We start from the raw sequence: 16303 nt of genomic DNA, 5'->3' as shown, positions 1-16303 counted from the left end.
ACGCAGGTATCAACTCCGGCCACAGTTCGGCTGGTTGACCGCTGACCCGGGAGAACACCGGATGGGTATCGTCCGGGAACCGTGAAGATCCCCCCGGGCCTCGACGCCCTGTCCGCCTCCCTCGCCGCGCATCCCGTGGTCAACCTCTGCGGCCCCCTCGGCAGCGGGAAGAGCGCACTGGCCCGCCGGCTGTCCGTGGCCGCCGCCGTCGATCTGTGCGGGCTGCCGGCCCCGGTCGCCGCGGAGCGGGTACGGGCACTGCTCGCCGGGGCCGCGCCGGAGGGCGGGGTGCTGCTGATCGACAGCGTGGACGGCCCGGGCCAGGCCGAGGCCGTGGCAGCGGTGCTGGGGAAGTCCCACCCGCCGGGGTCTCCGGGAGACTCGGGCGAGGGGCCGGGGCGGCCGTGCCGCCCGTCGGAACCGCCGACGGTCCTGGTGGTCAGCCGGCGGCCGTTGCGCGGGCTGCCCGGCTGGGCGGACCGGCGCGCGCCCTCCCTCGTACCGCTGCGGCCCTGGCCGGACGCGGACGTCGAGGACCTCGTCCGGGAGGCCGGCCTGGAGGACGAGGAGGCCGTGGCGCTCGCGGTGCGGCTCGCGGGCGGTCACCCCCTGCCGGCCGCCCTGGTCAGCGGGGAGCTCCTCGCCGGAACCCCCACCGACGCGCCCGGCGCCCTCGCCGACGCGGTGGTCGAGGAGGTGCTCGGACGCCTCGACCGCGAGCGACCCCGCGCCGGCGGCCGAGGCCGGCACGCGCTGCGTTTGCTGGCCACCGTGGGCGCCGGTGACGAACGGTTGCTCACGGCGGGGCCGGAGGTGTTCTCCGCGCTGGCGGCGCTGAGCCTGGTCCGGCGGGGGCCGCTCGGGCTGGCGGTGCGCGAACCGTACCGGTCGCTGTTCGAGCTGGCCTACGCCTGGCGCCGGCCGCAGGCCCACCGGGACGTCCGGACCCGGGCGGCCGGCTACCGACAGGCACTGCTCACCGAACGCCGGGACCCGCGCGAGCAGGCACAGATCGTCGAACAGGGCCTCTTCCTCTCCGGCGAACCCACCCTGCGGCAGTCGCTGTTCCCGCCGGTCGAGGACGGTGCGCGGATCCGGCCCGCCCGCTCCGGCGACGCCGATGACATCGGACGGCTGATGCACCGCTGGGCGGTCCGCAACGGCTTCGACCCGAGGCGTTCGGAGCGGGTCACGGAGGGCTGGCTGGCATCCGCCCCGACCGCGTTCCACCTGGCCCGGGACCGGGACGGGGAGCCCGTGGCGCTGGCCGCCCTGGTACCCGTCGGCCCGGACACCGTCGACCGCATCGAACCGCTGCTCCAGCAACACGCGCCGGACCTCCTCGTACCCCGGCCGGCGGCCGACGCGGAGCGCGACGGCCCTGGCCCCGGCGGCGGTTCGGGCGGCGCGGGCGGGCTGTTCCTGGGGGCGGCGTACGGGGCGGACGCGGGCGCGCACGCGCAGATGCTGCGCCACATCCTGGTGCGGGCGACCCTCGCCGGCCACCTCCTGGTCTCCACGGCGAGCCCGGAGTACCAGAGCCTGCTGCACGCGCTGAGTTTCCGCCGGCACGGCGGCATCCGGGACGACGTCTACCGGTGCGGGCGCCGCCCGGAGGTCTACAGCCAGGAGTTCACCGCCGCCGGCCTCGCCGGGTGGATCCGCCGCCTCGGCCCCGGTCCCGCCGCCGCCGCAGGGACCGTACCGCCACCCGGGGCGGGGCTCGCGGTCCTGCCGGGCCAGGACCTGCCGACCCTGATCGGACGGGCCCTGGCCCGGCTCCGGGTCCCGGGCGGCCTCGCCGGGAACCCCCTGCTGGCCCTGCCCGAGCTCTCCTCGCCGCCCCGGCTGCGGGCCTGGCTGACCGACCGCGTGGCCGCCCTCGCCGCGTCCTCGATCGACGCGGACGGGGAGGCGGGCGCCATCCTCGCCGCGTACTACCTGGGCCGGTCCCGCACCCACCACCAGATCGCCCGGGGGCTGCACCTCAGCCGCGCCACCTACTTCCGCCGGCTCCGCCGCGGCCTGACCCTGCTCGCCGCCCAACTCCCACCCGGTCCGAGCCCTCACGCGGCCGGGGCCGGCGGCTGAACCTCCTTGCATCCGTGCCGAGTTCGCCGGGACCCGAGCTCACAGCAACCGCCTGACCAGGCGCAGCCCGCGGCGGGTGAACGGTGGCTGTGCCAGGCGGAGGGTGTCCACCACGAGGGACTTGTGCACGACGGGTTTGAGGTGGGAGAAGGCCCGCCAGGAGTGCACGCCGTGTCCCCCGCCGAATCGAGCGGGACGATCACGCGCGCCGCCGGATGCTGACCCTGGCTCTCGACGGCCTCGCCGCGGCCCGGACCGCAGTCGCCACCGTGGTCCTCACCCCCGGTTGCCGTCGGCCCCCGGACCGGCCGACCCGCACGGCGGGAGCCGGCCCCGTATCCGCGCCCGTGCTCCGGCCGAACCGCGTACCCTCCGTCAGTGGAACCCGGCGGAGTCGCCCGTACGAAACGGGCGTTCGTACGCTCACCATGACGGTGGTCGTTGTGCGACCCCGCGGCTCCGAGCCCATAGTCTGGGGCGATCATGAGGGTGGAGACGGGCCCGGTTCTGGGAGGACAGCGGTGGACACGGCGCGAGAAGTGGAGACCGCGAGCGTCGCCGACCTGGTCAGGGCGCTGTCGGAGGGTCAGAGCGGCGCGCTGTGGCGACTGCGGGATCCGGCCCGGCAGATGGACGCGAACCTGGTCCGCCACCTCCCCGGCGCCGGGGGAGAGGCATCCACCGAGGACGAGGTCGACGTCATGCTCGTCGTCGTCGCGGGCGACGGCGTCCTCACCCTGAACGACGAGACGATCCAGTTGCTCCCGGGACGTCTCGCCCTCCTGCCCCGCGGCACGCCCCGCGCCCTGCTGGCCGGCCCCAAGGGGCTGGTCGTCCTCACCACCCACCGCAGACGCAGCGGGATGACCATCGGACAGCCCGTTCCCGCCGCGCCACCGCACCAGTGCGCGCTACACCTGGTCTGCGAGCGGTGCCACCGCCACGCCATAGAGGTGGACGCCCGTTACTGCAGCGGATGCGGCACACGACTGCCGCAGCGTCGGCCGGGGAACTGACCCGCGTCCCAGCGGGGAACCGGCCCGCGTCCCAGGCGTGGCCGACTCCCGAACCGGTCGGGGTGCCCGAGGGCGGGGCCCCTTTCGTGACTCGGCCCGTCGACGGGTGTCGAGAACGACCCACCGGCTCCGTCCTCGGTATACCGGTGGCTCGGTGTACCGGTGGCCTCGCAGGGCACTCGCAGCGCAGAGGGAGAACCGTCATGACGCTTCAGCGGATGGACAACATCGGCATCGTCGTCGAAGACCTGGACGCCGCCGTCGCCTTCTTCACCGAACTGGGCATGGAGGTTGAGGGCCGGGCGCGGATCGAGGGCCTCTTCGCGGATCAGGCCGTCGGGCTCGACGGAGTCCGCAGCGACATCGCGATGATGCGCACCCCCGACGGCCACGGCAAGCTGGAACTCGCGCAGTACCACACCCCTGCGGCGATCGACGACGGATCGCGCACCCGCCCGCCGAACACCCTGGGCGCGCACCGGGTCATGTTCGCCGTCGACGACCTCGACGACACCCTCGCCCGCCTGCGGGCGCACGGCGCCGAGCTGATCGGCGAGGTGGCACGGTACGAGGACGTCTACCGCCTCTGCTACCTCCGCGGCCCCTCGGGGATCGTCATCGCCCTGGCCGAACGGATCGGCTGACGGTTCGCCGGGGCCGATCCGGAAGCAGTCCGACCCTCTCGTTCGAGCGCCCCGCCACGCCGCCGGGAGACTCCCCGGATTCTTCTTTTCGTCCTCTTGACGATATGGCGGCGCCTCGTTATCGTCTCATTGACGAAATCGAGGGGGTCCACCATGGCCGACATCACCAGGCGCTTCGGCTGGCGCCATCTGCGCTCCGCGCCCACCGCGCACATCCGCCACCACAAGCGCGGCCGACTCGTCCACGACGGACGCGGGCTCAGCTTCTGGTACCGGTCGCTGTCGGCGGCGCTCTCCGAAGTGCCGGTCGACGACCGGGAGCTGGCCATGGCGTTCCATGCCCGTACGTCCGACTTCCAGGACGTCGCCGTGCAGGCCACCGTCACCTACCGGATCAGCGACCCGGCCGAGGCCGCGGAACGCATCGACTTCTCCGTCGATCCGGACACCGGAAGCTGGCGCGGGGCGCCGTTGGAACAGATCGCCACGCTCCTCACGGAGACCGCGCAACAGCACACCCTGGACGTACTGGCCCGGACCGCGCTGGCCGTCGCCCTCGTGGACGGCGTCGCCTCCGTGCGGGAGCGGGTGGCCGCCGGTCTCGCCGCCGAGCCCCGGCTCCCCGACACCGGCATCGACGTGGTGGCCGTACGCGTCGTGGCGATCCGCCCCGAGGCGGAGGTGGAGCGCGCCCTGCGCACCCCCGCCCGCGAGCAGATCCAGCAGGAGGCGGACCGGGCCACCTACGAACGGCGGGCCGTCGCCGTCGAACGCGAGCGCGCCATCGCCGAGAACGAGCTGGCCAGCCAGATCGAACTGGCCCGACGCGAGGAACAGCTGGTCGAGCAACGCGGCATCAACACCCGCCGCGCGGCCGAGGAGAACGCGGCCGCGGACGGCGTGAGGACGGAGGCCGAAGCGGCCCGCAAGGTACGCCTCGCCCGCGCGGAGGCCGAAGCGGCCCGCGAGACGGGCGCGGCGCGGGCCGAAGCCCAGACGGCCTGGCTCCGCGTGCACGACGAAGCCGCCCCGGCCACACTGCACGCCCTGGCGGCGACCCGACTGGCGGAGAACCTGCCGCGCATCGAGAGCCTCACGCTGTCCCCGGACGTCCTCACCGGGCTCCTCACCAGGCTCGGACGCCCGGAAGGCGGCACGGGAGCGTGAGCCTGGCCCCGCGGGCGGTGCTCGTGCACCGCAGGACCGAGTACGAGGAGCTGCTCGCCCGACACGGGACGCACGGGCAGGCCGCGTTCTTCCTCTCCAGCCGGGGCCGGACCATCGACGAGGTGGTCCGCCGCCACGACCGCACGCGGCAGGCGCTGCGGGAGGTGGCGGCGGCGGTGCCGCTCACCTGGCGCAACTCGCGGGTGGAGCGGGCCGACCTGGACCGCTTCCTGTTCGCCCCGGAGGACGTGGTGGTCGTGGTCGGCCAGGACGGCCTGGTCGCCAACACCGCGAAGTACCTGCGCGGGCAGCCGGTGGTGGGCATCGACAGCGATCCCGGGCGCAACCCAGGAGTCCTGGTCCGTCACCGCTGGACCGACGCGGGAGCCCTGCTGCGGGCGGCGACCACGGCCGGGAGCCGGACCGAGGAGCTGACCATGGTCGAAGCCGTCGCGGACGACACCCAGCGCCTCCTCGCGCTGAACGAGATCTACCTGGGCTCCTCCGGCCACCAGACGACGCGCTACCGTCTCGGCGCCGACGCCGAGGAGGGCCCGGGCGAGGCCCAGGCCTCCTCCGGGGTGCTGGTGGGGACCGGCACGGGCGCCACCGGCTGGTTGCGCTCCCTGTGGCTGGAGCGCGGCGCGCACGCGGGCCTCCCCGCACCCTGCGACCGGCGGCTCCTGTGGTTCGTACGCGAGGCCTGGCCCTCACCCACGACCGGAACGACGAAGGTCGCCGGCGAGTTGGAGCCGGGTCAGGGGCTGCGGTTGACCGTGGAGTCGGACCGGATCGTGGTCTTCGGCGACGGGATGGAGAGCGACGCCCTGCAGTTGACCTGGGGCCAGAGCATCCGCCTGGGCATCGCGGACACGTCACTGCACCTGGTGACGTGAGCTCCTTCGCCCGACGGCCTGTCGCGACTCGGGGGCCGAGGTGCTCCCGGCCGGCGCCGCCCCCGGATCGAGGCCGTGCCGCCTCGGCCTTCGGGCGAGGGACGGTGACGGCTCCGGGAGCGTCGGGACCCGCTGAAAGTGCCGTCCGTCGACAGCGCCGCTGCCGCGGAGATCACCCGATCAGCTCGTGCGGGTCAACGGTTGCCCGGCGAAGCTCACCCCGGCCAGCCCATGGGCGATGAGGTTGCGAATGTTGCTGTGATCGGTGCCGTTCGGCGTGGCCAGCACACCGCGGTAGTGCTCACCGAAGGCCAGCAGCGCCTCCTCGTCGGTCAGCCCTTCCAGCAGGGCCAGGCCCAGCGTCTTGCAGGATCCCTCGTTCTCACCCGCGGCGTTGTCCAGCCCACCGTTGCGGAACGCCTGCGGCTGATACGCGTAGTGCGCGGCGACGAAGGCCAAGGTGTCGGCGAACTCGTGCTCACCCGACGCAAGGCTCGCACGCAGCGAGTTCAGATCAGTCATGTCGGCTCCCCTGGCTTGAACGGACGATCCGATCGCCGTCCGTAACCGGACGACACTATCCCCCGTGGAAACTCCGCACGAAACCGACCTCCGAGGCACCGTCGTGCTCCGAGACCGCGCGCCCCTCCTCACCGGTGATCCCCGCGAACGTCCCGCCGAAGGCCCGGATCAGCTCGATCCGGTGGGGTTTCCGGAAGCGCCCGAGAACGGTGACCGCCACGGGCTCAGGCCCATCCGGCCCGTGGTCCCGAGGTCCACCGCGTGCTCCAGTTCCAGCGTCAACCGGGGTGCGCCCGGCTTCGGAACGACCTCCAGGAGCCAGCCCTCGGCGGCCGGCCCGCCGCCGGACGTCACCAGGTTGCGCCAGAGCAGCCCCGTGGAGGCCGCCTGTCCGGGCCGCAGCACCACCTTCGGCGGCGCCGGCTCGGGGTCGTCACCGCCCGTCGCCATGACCCCGTTGCTCCCCGGCGCCACCGACACCTCGACCGGTCGCCGCTCCCGGTCCAGTAGCCGCACCTCCGGATAGCCCTCCAGCTCGTAGACGCCCGAACCGCAGTTCAGGAGCTGTACGTCGGCCACGCGCACCCCCATGGCGGCGTTCCCCTCGCCTTCCATGAGGCGCACCCCGCCCTCGGGGCAGGGGACCGGTTCCGCGGACGGGTACGCCTCCCCGAGCGCCTCGAAGGTCGCACCGCACCCCGACACCAGCCCCGCCAGAGCCAACGCCCCCACCATCAAGCCGACTTGCCTCGCCCACCCCTGTTGCCCCATCCGGCGACCCTACGTCGCTCGGCGTTGATTCGCGCGCCCTGCCCCGACCACGGGCTGGGGATACCGCCAAGGCCGACCGCCTGCCCAACCCCGCGCCGCCGGCACGGTGCGAGGCCGCTCCGGGAGGCAGGGCGACGAGCCCGTAGTCGGCCCTGAGGAGAGCTGTCACTTGCGCCAGAACAGGTGGTGCGTCACCCCGCTGGAGCTGGGAACGACATCGAGGTGGAACCGGTCGAGCAGCTCATCGGGGGACTCCCAGAGCCGCACTCCGGACCCGAACTCCACCGGTGAGACCGCCACGTGCAAGGTGTCGACGAGGTCCGCGTCGAGAAACTGCCGGATGGTGGTGGCCCCGCCGCCGAGTCGGACGTCCTTGCCCCGCGCCGCCTGCCGCGCCATCTCGAGGACCGTGACCGGGTCGTCGTCGACGAAGTGGAACGTGGTGTCGGAGAGCGTGAACGAGGGGCGCTCGTGATGGGTCATGACGAACACCGGGGTGCGGAAAGGGGGCTCGTCACCCCACCAGCCCTGCCATTCATGGTCCTGCCAGGGCCCGCGCTGGGGCCCGAACTTGTTCCGGCCCATGATCTCGGCGCCGATGTTGCGCGCGTAGTCCCGCGTGAGGTAGTCGTCCAGGCCACGGCTCCCGCCGGGGGCGGTGCGCATGGGCCAGCTCGCCGTGGCACCGGCCCAGGCGAACAGCCTTCCCGGATCGACATGACCGAACGGCCTCTCGAAGGTCTGGTCGTCCCCGGCACCGATGCCGTCACGCGAGACGTTGAAGTTCTGGACTCTCACCAGCTGAGCCATGCGTTCCTCCTGTGAGGGGGCGACGACGCTCGGTGGAGCTGCCGGCCGGACGGCGGACGGTGCGGTGACGTCATCCCGTGGGAACATTCTGGCCCCCGTACCACCGCTCCGCGATGATCCCCGGTGCGCGCGCCACCGGCTCCCGCCCCCGTGCGACCGACGGAACCGCCCGCTACCCCCACCGCCCGCAGGGGCCGCGAACGCGCCGAGGAGACGACGGTTCGGCCCGGACCCGGCCGCTGTGCCTATGGTTCCCGCATGCGGGGCGCCCTTGTCTTCACCGCCCGGCGGTGCCGGTTCGCCGCCGCAGCCTGCCTCATCGGCGTCGGAGCCGGGGCGTGCGGCGCCCTGCTGCTCCTGATCCTGCGCACCGTGCAACACCTGGCGTTCGGGTACGCGCAGGGGCCGTTCCTGGAAGGCGTCGAGGCGGCGTCGGCATGGCGGCGCGTGGTCGTCACGGCGTCGGCCGGCGTGGTGGCGGGCGCGGGGTGGTGGCTGCTCCAGCGGTACGGACGTCCCCGCGTGGAGATCCGGCAGGCCCTGCGGATGGAGCGGCCGCGGATGCCCGCTCTGACCACGGCCGTCCACGCGCTGCTCCAAGTGGTCACGGTCGGTCTGGGCTCACCCCTCGGGAGGGAGGTCGCGCCCCGGGAGGCGGCCGCGCTCCTGGCGACCGGTGTCACCCGCCGAGCCGGGCTCAGCCCGTCGCAGAGCCGGGTCCTCGTGGCGTGCGCGGCGGGGGCGGGCCTCGCGGCGGTGTACGACGTCCCGCTGGGAGGCGCCCTCTTCACGCTGGAGGTGCTCCTGGGCAGCTGGGCGATCGGCGCCGTGGCGCCGGCCGTGCTCACAGCCGCGCTGGCGAGCCTGATCGTGCGCGTCGCGGTACCGGACGGGCAGGCCTACCAGCTGCCGGAACTGCCCTTCAGCGGCTCGCTGCTGCTGTGGGCGGTGCTGGCAGGACCGCTGGTGGGGGCGTGCGCGTACGGATTCTCCCGGCTGACGGCGGCGTCGAGCGCCCGGGCCCCGCGCGGCAGCGCCCTGCTGGTCACCGCCCCCGCCGCCTTCCTGTGCCTGGGGCTCCTCGCGGTGCCGTTCCCGCAACTGCTCGGGAACGGGAAGGGCCCCGCCGAGGTCGCCTTCACCGCCGAACCCTCCCTCGCCCTGGCGGCCGTACTCCTGGTCCTGCGTACGGTGGTCGTCGCGCTGTGCCTGCGCGGAGGTGCGTACGGTGGCCTGCTGACACCGTCGTTCGCCAACGGCGCGCTGCTCGGGATCGTGGCGGGCAGGCTGTGGGAGCTGCTCTGGCCGGGTACCGTCCTGGGTGCCTACGCCGTCGTCGCGGCGGGGGCCTTCCTGGCGGTGTCCCAGCGGATGCCCATCACGGCGATCGTGCTCGCGCTCGAATTCACCGGAGCACCCCGGGAAGCGGTCCTGCCCCTGCTGCTCGCGGTCGCGGGCGCCTCGGGGACGGCGGCGCTGCTGCGCCGCCACTGGGCCCGCCCTCGCCGCGCACGGGGTACGGGGCGGGGGTAGCCGGCGGGGTGGGCGGGTGCCCGCGCGGCCTACGCTTCGTCGCCCTTGTCGTTCCAGCGGGGGTCTTCCCGCCATTCCTTGTTGCGGTCGTCCACGGTCCGCAGGGCCGAGGAGGCCTGCTCGGGGGTGGCGTAGGGGCCGAGTCGATCCGGCCCGGGCCCGTTCACGACGCTGCGGGAGATCGTGTCGAAGTACCACTCGCCGGATTCGGGCTCACTGTTGCTGTTCATGCTGATCATGCTGCTCCGGATCGGCACGTCCAAACACAGGTCCGAACGCGGTCCGGACGCTGCGGCTCTCCGTCGTCCCGCTCAACGCCGTTCCGCCGGGTGGGACGGGCGGCGCATCTCACTGCGGCCCTGGTCGATGAGCCGTCGTCCCGCCGTGCGGAGTCGGGGGTCCATCAGTGCCTTGCCGTCGGCTTCCTGCTTCATGCCGCGCAGTACCTTGACTCCGCTGCTGAGCTTGCCCATCGAGTCCTCCTTCGGAACGGACGCGTGCACCGGCCCTTCCCGGCACGCGGTGTGCCGTGCGCAAACCAGCACGTAGGCGTTATTTCCTGCACAAACCAGACAAAACTCATATTGGATGAACGATGTGTGTTCGCGGTCGGCGGGTCGGCCACATCGTCGGCCACATCACCGACCCAGGGCGTGCGGGGCCCGCATTGCTGGGTAGGCCGTGTGCAGCACGTGGCGCGGCACCGGGCACCCGGACATCGCCCGGAAGATCATGAAGTCATGCGGAACCGTCGGGAGTCCGCCCAAGATCACAGGAGCTGACGGATGTCGAACGACCGAGCGGGACAGCCGGCGAGCGCGGCGGACCTCATCGACGTGTCCCGTGTGGTGACCGCCTACTACGCCCTGCACCCGGACCCCGCCGATCCGGCCCAGCGCGTCAGTTTCGGGACGTCCGGACACCGGGGTTCGTCCCTCGACACGGCGTTCAACGAGGACCACATCGCCGCGACGAGCCAGGCCATCTGCGAGTACCGGGACCGGCACGGCGTGGACGGACCGCTGTTCCTCGGCGCCGATACGCACGCGCTGTCCGAACCAGCCCGGGTCACCGCCATCGAGGTGTTCGCCGCCAACGACGTGAACGTCGTCATCGACACCTCCGACGGCTACACCCCCACCCCCGCCGTCTCCCACGCCATCCTCACCTACAACCGCGGTCGTACCGGCGCCCTGGCCGACGGCGTCGTCGTCACGCCTTCGCACAATCCGCCCGGCGACGGCGGGTTCAAGTACAACCCGCCCCACGGGGGGCCCGCCGGGTCCGAGGCGACCGGCTGGATCCAGGACCGGGCCAACGAGATCATCACCGGCGGCCTGAAGGACGTACGGAGAATCCCGTACGCACGAGCCCTCGCGGCCCCCACCACCGGGAGGTACGACTTCCTCGGCGCCTACGTCGCCGACCTGCCCTCCGTGCTCGACCTGGACGCCGTCCGGGCGGCGGGCGTGCGCATCGGCGCCGACCCGCTGGGAGGCGCCTCCGTTGCCTACTGGGGGCGCATCGCCGAGGAGCACCGCCTCGACCTGACCGTCATCAACCCGGAGACCGACCCCACCTGGCGGTTCATGACGCTGGACTGGGACGGGAAGATCCGGATGGACTGCTCCTCCCCGTACGCGATGGCCTCACTGATCGAGGCGAAGGACCGCTTCGACCTCACGACCGGCAACGACGCGGACGCCGACCGGCACGGCATCGTCACACCGGACGGCGGCCTGATGAACCCCAACCACTACCTCGCCACCGCGATCGACTACCTCTACCGCCACCGCGAGGGATGGCCGCGGGCCGCGGCCATCGGCAAGACGCTCGTGTCGTCACGGATGATCGACCGGGTGGCCGCCGACCTCGGCCGCGAACTGGTCGAAGTTCCGGTCGGGTTCAAATGGTTCGTGGACGGTCTGGCCGACGGCGCCCTCGGCTTCGGCGGCGAGGAGTCCGCGGGCGCGTCGTTCCTGCGCCGGGACGGCTCGGTGTGGACGACCGACAAGGACGGCATCCTCCTCGCCCTGCTCGCCTCGGAAATCCTCGCGGTGACGCAGCAGAGCCCCTCGGAGCGGTACGCGGCGCTCACCGCGAGGTTCGGCGCGCCCGCGTACGCGCGGATCGACGCACCGGCCACGCGGGAGGAGAAGGCGGTGCTCGCCCGGCTCTCCCCGGACCAGGTCACCGCGGACACCCTGGCCGGTGACCCGGTCACCGGAGTCCTGACGAACGCCCCGGGCAACGGAGCGCCCTTCGGCGGCCTCAAGGTGAGCACGGAACGGGCCTGGTTCGCCGCCCGGCCCTCGGGTACCGAGGACGTGTACAAGATCTACGCGGAATCCTTCGACGGTCCCGAGCACCTCGCCGAGGTCCAGCAGGCGGCCCGGTCCGTCGTGTCGGCGGCCCTCTCGTCCTGACCGTCGGCAACCGCCCGGGCGGCCGGGAGCACCGTGCCGGGCCGCCCGGTGGCGTTGTCAGTGCCGGGCCGCATGATGACCTTCATGACCGAAAACAGTGCCCTGCTCTCTCCTGCCGCCTACGTGGAGGCCGTGACCACCGCCCTGGCGGCCTCGGCCGCGTACTACGGCGACGGCACCACCCCGCTCGGCGACGACGAGTACGACGGGCTGCTGCGCGCCATCACGGCGTACGAGGAGGCCCACCCGGACCAGGCCCTGGCCGAGTCACCGACCGGGAAGGTCGCGGGCGGGGCGGTGCAAGGTGACGTACCGCATTCGGTGCCGATGCTCTCCCTCGACAACGTCTTCGACGCCGACGAGCTCGCCGAGTGGGCCGCAGGTCTGGAACGGCGCCTCGGGCACCCCGTGGCCGGATGGTGCGTGGAGCCGAAGCTCGACGGCCTCGCGGTGGCCGCCCGGTACCGGGGTGGTCGGCTCGTCCAGGTCCTCACCCGCGGTGACGGGCTGGCCGGCGAGGACATCACCCACGCCGCCGACGCCGTCCTGGGTCTGCCGCGGGTGCTGACCCAGCCGATCGACGTCGAGCTGCGCGGCGAGGTGCTGCTGACGACCGCGCAGTTCGAGGAGGCCAACCGGATCCGGCTCGCCCACGAGGCCACACCCTTCGCGCACCCGCGCAGCGGAGCGGCCGGCACCCTGCGGGCCAAGGACCGCGCCTACCGGATCGAATTGACCTTCTTCGCGTACGGCGCGATCGGTCTCGACGACCTCGGCCACGTCGCTCTTTTGGACACCCTGGCCGCGCTCGGCGCGAACACGGCCGCGGCCACGGCCGCCGCGCCGATCCGGTGCGAGACCGTGGAACAGGTGCAGGAACGCATCGACGTGATCGCCGGCCTGCGCGGGGACCTGCCGTTCGGGATCGACGGTGTCGTCGTCAAGGCCGACACGGCCGAGGACCAGCGGCAGGCCGGCAACGGCTCGCGCGCCCCCAGATGGGCCGTGGCCCGGAAACTGGCGGCCGAACACAAGGTGACGCGCCTGCTGGCGGTGGAGTGGAACGTGGGCCGGACCGGGATCATCGCCCCGCGCGCCGTCCTGGAACCCGTGGTCATCGACGGGGTGACGGTCACCTACGCCACGCTGCACAACCCGTCCGACATCACCCGTCGCGGCCTCATGATCGGCGACCAGGTGTTCGTGTACCGGGCCGGCGAGGTGATCCCCCGGGTCGAGGCACCGCTGGTCGACCAGCGCACCGGGGCCGAGAGCCCCATCGCCTTCCCCGAGTCGTGCCCACGCTGCGGCGACGCGATCGACAGCTCCGAGCAGCGGTGGCGCTGCGTGCGTGGGCGAAGCTGCCAGGCCGTGGCCTCGGTGATCTACGCGGCCGGCCGGGACCAGCTCGACATCGAAGGTCTCGGCGGCACGCGCGCGATCCAGCTGGTGGAGGCCGGCCTGGTCAAGGACATCGCCGACCTGTTCACGCTGACACGCGAGCAGCTCCTCGGTCTGGAGCGGATGGGGGAGACCAGCGCCACCAACCTCCTGGCGGCGATCGAGACCGCCCGCGGGGCCTCGCTGAACCGCGTGTTCTGCGCCCTCGGGGTCCGTGGCACCGGGCGTACGATGTCCCGCCGCATCGCCGCGCACTTCGGCTCGATGGTGGCGATCCGAGCCGCCGACGCGGACACCCTGGCCGGGGTCGCCGGCATCGGTACCGAGAAGGCCCGCGTCGTCGCGGCCGAACTCCTCGAACTCGCCCCGCTCCTCGACAGGCTCCAGGCCCAGCGGGTCGGCACGCAGGTCACCGAGCCGCAGATGGCCGCGCCCGACGCGGGCGACGGCGACGAGGACGCGGCCGGCGGCCCGCTGGCAGGGCAGGCCGTCGTGGTGACCGGCTCCATGACCGGGCCCCTCGCGCTGTTGTCCCGGAACGAAATGAACGAGCTGATCGAGCGGGCCGGCGGAAAGGCGTCGTCGTCGGTGTCCAAGCGCACCACCCTCCTGGTGGCGGGCGAGAAGGCCGGCTCCAAGCGCGCCAAGGCCGAAGAGCTGGGCATCCGCATCCTCGGCCCCGAGGAATTCGCCGACCTCGTCGCCGACCTCCTTCCCGCCGGCTAGTGCGCACTGGTCGGCGGCTCCCGGCAGTCCCGGGCGTCGGCGCGTCGCAAGGGTGAAGCGCGCGCGGTCGGGACCGGGGACGCCCGGGCTCGAAGACCCGACGAAACCGGTTGCCGTCGCGGCGATGAGTCCGCCGTCGCCCGCAGGTCTACCTTCCGTACGGGACGACCAACGCACCGGGAGCACGCCATGGGCCTCATCCACATCGAAATGTTCGCCACGCTCGACCTCGTCGGCCAAGCACCCGGCGGCCCCGACGAGGACCCGGACGGTTTCCCGTTCGGCGGTTGGCAGGCGCCCCTGCTCGACGAGGTCGCCGGAGCGCAGGTCGGGGCCGCGTACGAGGGCACGGACGCGCTCCTGCTCGGCCGTCGGACGTACGACATCTTCGCGGGCTTCTGGCCGCATCAGAAGGGCGGCGAGGACAGCGAGATCGCCACCCTCTTCAACAGCGTTCCGAAGTACGTGGCCTCCCGCGGCCGGCCCGACCTCTCCTGGGCGGGATCCTCGCAGCTCGGTCCGGACCTGTCCGCAGCGGTGCGCGAGATCCGGGACCGGCACGAGCACATCAAGGTCGTCGGCAGCCTCGACCTGGTCCAGACCCTCCTGCGCGAGCAGCTCTTCGACCGTCTCGACCTGTGGATCCACCCGATCGTGCTCGGCGTCGGGAAGAAGGTCTTCGACCAGGGCGCTGTGCCCACGAACCTCACCCTCCTGGAGCCGCCCGCGACCGGCCCCAAGGGCGTCGTGTACCTGCGCTACGGACTGACCGACGGCACGCCCGCCACGGGGGACATGAGCGCACCCGATCGAGGTCTCGGTCGCGACGCCTGAGCCCCCGGACGCTCCAGTGACCGGTAGACGGAGCCGGCGTCGGAGGAGGCCATGGCGCCGACGAACGCGACGGCGTAGGTCACGACGAGGAACCCGACGAGCCACCACCCACTGCCGGCCCGGCGTCGCGAGACGTCACCACGGGGTCCCGCCACTTCCGACCTCACCTTCTGCCGATCCGACCCGCTGCGGACGCCCGGTTCGCGCCCGAACGACGTTGTACTCCGAACCGGGGCGGCGGCCGGTCCCGACACGGCGCACGGCCCCCTCCTGGTTTCCCGGCGGGAGGTCGCCTCCTGATCGTCAGGAAGGGCGGGCGCGAAAGGAGTTGCCCGCCGACGCCCACCGCCTCGTTCCAAAGTCGATTGTCAGTGCCGGCTGAGAGGATTGGAGTACCAAGTCGGGAAGAGCGGGGGAGCACCTTCATGTCCGGAACCCAGAATTACATCAATCACGTCGCCCTTGTGTTGGACGCCAGTTCATCGATGTCGCACCTGAGCGGCAAGGTCGTGGAAGTCGCCGACCGACAGATTTCCTATCTGGCCCGACGCTCGCAGGAATTGGACCAGGAAACCCGTGTCACGGTGTACGTCTTCGCCAACGAGGTGAAGTGCGTCATCTACGACAAGGACGTGCTGCGCATGCCGTCCCTGAAGCAGCTCTACCGGGTCGGAGGGATGACGGCGCTGCTGGCGGCCACCCTCACCTCGCAACGGGAACTGGCACAGACCGCCCAGCTCTACGGCGACCACAGCTTCCTGACGTTCGTCCTGACGGATGGCCAGGAGAACGCGAGCCACCGCTGCCCGGGATCGTCCGGCAGGGACCCGCGTGCGCTGGTCCGGGCCGTGTCCACGATGGTGGAGACGCAGGCGGACAACTGGACGCTCGCCGTCCTGGTGCCGGATCAGATGGGCAAGCGCGAGGCCATGCAGTGCGGATTCCCGAAGGACAACATCGCCGTCTGGGACGCCACGAGCACGCAAGGGCTGGAAGAGGCGGGGCACGTGATCCAGGAGGCCACCGAAAAATTCATGGTGGGCCGTACGAAGGGGATACGAGGATCGCGTGCGGTCTTCTCCGCCGGGGGTGACGCCGTCAACAAGAAGGCCATAGAAGCCGCCGGACTGACCCCGGTGGACCCGTCGGAGTATCAGCTGATACCCGTCGCCCGGGAAACGGCGATCCGGGAATGGGTGACGGAAAGCGGACACTCCTACCGGACCGGTTGCGCGTTCTACCAGCTGAACAAGTCGGAGAAGATCCAGGCGCGCAAGCAGATCGCCGTGCTGGAAAAGAAGACGGACCGGGTGTACACGGGCCCGCAGGCCCGATCCATGCTCGGACTGCCGGACTCGGAGGTCCGCGTCAAGCCGGACCACAACGACGACTTCACCATCTTCGTGCAGAGCACCAGCGTGAACCGGAAGCTCGTGCCGCAGACGCGGCTGCTGGTCATGGTCTGA

Annotated in this window: 16 protein-coding genes; 10 read left to right on the top strand and 6 right to left on the bottom strand. The window is 72.4% G+C overall.

All coding sequences use genetic code 11. The features are described from left to right. The first annotated feature begins 81 nt into the window (after positions 1-81). On the top strand, positions 82-2091 hold the full coding sequence (locus AB0D46_RS27545; protein ID WP_362881314.1) for a hypothetical protein: 2010 nt from the start codon (positions 82-84) through the stop codon (positions 2089-2091). A gap of 39 nt (positions 2092-2130) precedes the next feature. On the opposite strand, the gene AB0D46_RS27540 is transcribed toward AB0D46_RS27545, so the two are convergent. Next, the gene (locus AB0D46_RS27540) at positions 2131-2259 is read right to left on the bottom strand and encodes a hypothetical protein (RefSeq protein ID WP_362881313.1); all 129 of its coding nucleotides are present in this window, start codon (positions 2257-2259) and stop codon (positions 2131-2133) included. A gap of 353 nt (positions 2260-2612) precedes the next feature. On the opposite strand from AB0D46_RS27540, the gene AB0D46_RS27535 reads away from it, so the two are divergent. From AB0D46_RS27535 to AB0D46_RS27520, 4 genes are all read left to right on the top strand, one after another. Continuing rightward, the gene (locus AB0D46_RS27535) at positions 2613-3107 is read left to right on the top strand and encodes a hypothetical protein (RefSeq protein ID WP_362881311.1); all 495 of its coding nucleotides are present in this window, start codon (positions 2613-2615) and stop codon (positions 3105-3107) included. Between the two features lie 203 nt (positions 3108-3310). Further along, entirely contained in the window at positions 3311-3751 is a 441-nt protein-coding gene (locus tag AB0D46_RS27530; protein WP_362881309.1) for a VOC family protein, read from the top strand. A 153-nt stretch (positions 3752-3904) separates the two neighbouring features. After that, positions 3905-4918, top strand: coding sequence for an SPFH domain-containing protein (locus AB0D46_RS27525; RefSeq protein ID WP_362881308.1), 1014 nt, complete (start codon positions 3905-3907; stop codon positions 4916-4918). Further along, positions 4915-5814, top strand: coding sequence for a hypothetical protein (locus AB0D46_RS27520; protein ID WP_362881306.1), 900 nt, complete (start codon positions 4915-4917; stop codon positions 5812-5814). Before AB0D46_RS27525 ends, AB0D46_RS27520 begins: the two co-directional genes overlap by 4 nt. A 180-nt stretch (positions 5815-5994) precedes the next feature. Here the strand turns inward: AB0D46_RS27520 and AB0D46_RS27515 are convergent, their stop codons facing one another. The 3 genes from AB0D46_RS27515 to AB0D46_RS27505 form a co-directional block, all read right to left on the bottom strand. Then, on the bottom strand, positions 5995-6336 hold the full coding sequence (locus AB0D46_RS27515) for a HopJ type III effector protein (protein ID WP_362881305.1): 342 nt from the start codon (positions 6334-6336) through the stop codon (positions 5995-5997). 168 nt (positions 6337-6504) lie between these two features. Then, positions 6505-7059 (bottom strand): DUF4232 domain-containing protein, encoded by a 555-nt coding sequence (locus AB0D46_RS27510; protein ID WP_362881303.1) that lies wholly within the window; start codon positions 7057-7059, stop codon positions 6505-6507. A 213-nt stretch (positions 7060-7272) separates the two neighbouring features. Further along, positions 7273-7917, bottom strand: coding sequence for a dihydrofolate reductase family protein (locus AB0D46_RS27505; RefSeq protein ID WP_362881301.1), 645 nt, complete (start codon positions 7915-7917; stop codon positions 7273-7275). Positions 7918-8175: 258 nt separating this feature from the next. Between AB0D46_RS27505 and AB0D46_RS27500 the strand changes: the two genes are divergently transcribed. Continuing rightward, positions 8176-9450 (top strand): chloride channel protein, encoded by a 1275-nt coding sequence (locus tag AB0D46_RS27500; RefSeq protein WP_362881300.1) that lies wholly within the window; start codon positions 8176-8178, stop codon positions 9448-9450. Between the two features lie 29 nt (positions 9451-9479). On the opposite strand, the gene AB0D46_RS27495 is transcribed toward AB0D46_RS27500, so the two are convergent. Continuing rightward, positions 9480-9680, bottom strand: coding sequence for a hypothetical protein (locus AB0D46_RS27495; RefSeq protein WP_362881298.1), 201 nt, complete (start codon positions 9678-9680; stop codon positions 9480-9482). Between the two features lie 81 nt (positions 9681-9761). Next, entirely contained in the window at positions 9762-9923 is a 162-nt protein-coding gene (locus AB0D46_RS27490) for a hypothetical protein (protein WP_362881296.1), read from the bottom strand. A 312-nt stretch (positions 9924-10235) separates the two neighbouring features. Here AB0D46_RS27490 and pgm point away from each other — a divergent pair, with 312 nt between their 5' ends. The 4 genes from pgm (at position 10236) to AB0D46_RS27470 (ending at position 16303) form a co-directional block, all read left to right on the top strand. Continuing rightward, the gene (gene pgm / locus AB0D46_RS27485; RefSeq protein WP_362881294.1) at positions 10236-11876 is read left to right on the top strand and encodes a phosphoglucomutase (alpha-D-glucose-1,6-bisphosphate-dependent); all 1641 of its coding nucleotides are present in this window, start codon (positions 10236-10238) and stop codon (positions 11874-11876) included. 75 nt (positions 11877-11951) lie between these two features. Continuing rightward, positions 11952-14003, top strand: a complete 2052-nt coding sequence (gene ligA / locus AB0D46_RS27480) for an NAD-dependent DNA ligase LigA (RefSeq protein ID WP_362881333.1) — start codon at positions 11952-11954, stop codon at positions 14001-14003. A 189-nt stretch (positions 14004-14192) separates the two neighbouring features. Continuing rightward, positions 14193-14837 carry a dihydrofolate reductase family protein gene (locus AB0D46_RS27475; protein ID WP_362881292.1) on the top strand — a complete coding sequence of 215 codons (645 nt, stop codon included), beginning with the start codon at positions 14193-14195 and terminating at the stop codon, positions 14835-14837. Positions 14838-15262: 425 nt separating this feature from the next. Further along, the gene (locus tag AB0D46_RS27470) at positions 15263-16303 is read left to right on the top strand and encodes a vWA domain-containing protein (RefSeq protein WP_362881291.1); all 1041 of its coding nucleotides are present in this window, start codon (positions 15263-15265) and stop codon (positions 16301-16303) included.

Origin of the sequence: Streptomyces sp. NPDC048383 (assembly GCF_040651775.1) — a bacterium.
Classification (GTDB): Bacteria; Actinomycetota; Actinomycetes; order Streptomycetales; family Streptomycetaceae; genus Streptomyces.
Note: the sequence above shows the minus strand (reverse complement) of the source record. Positions and strands in the feature narration are given on the sequence as shown.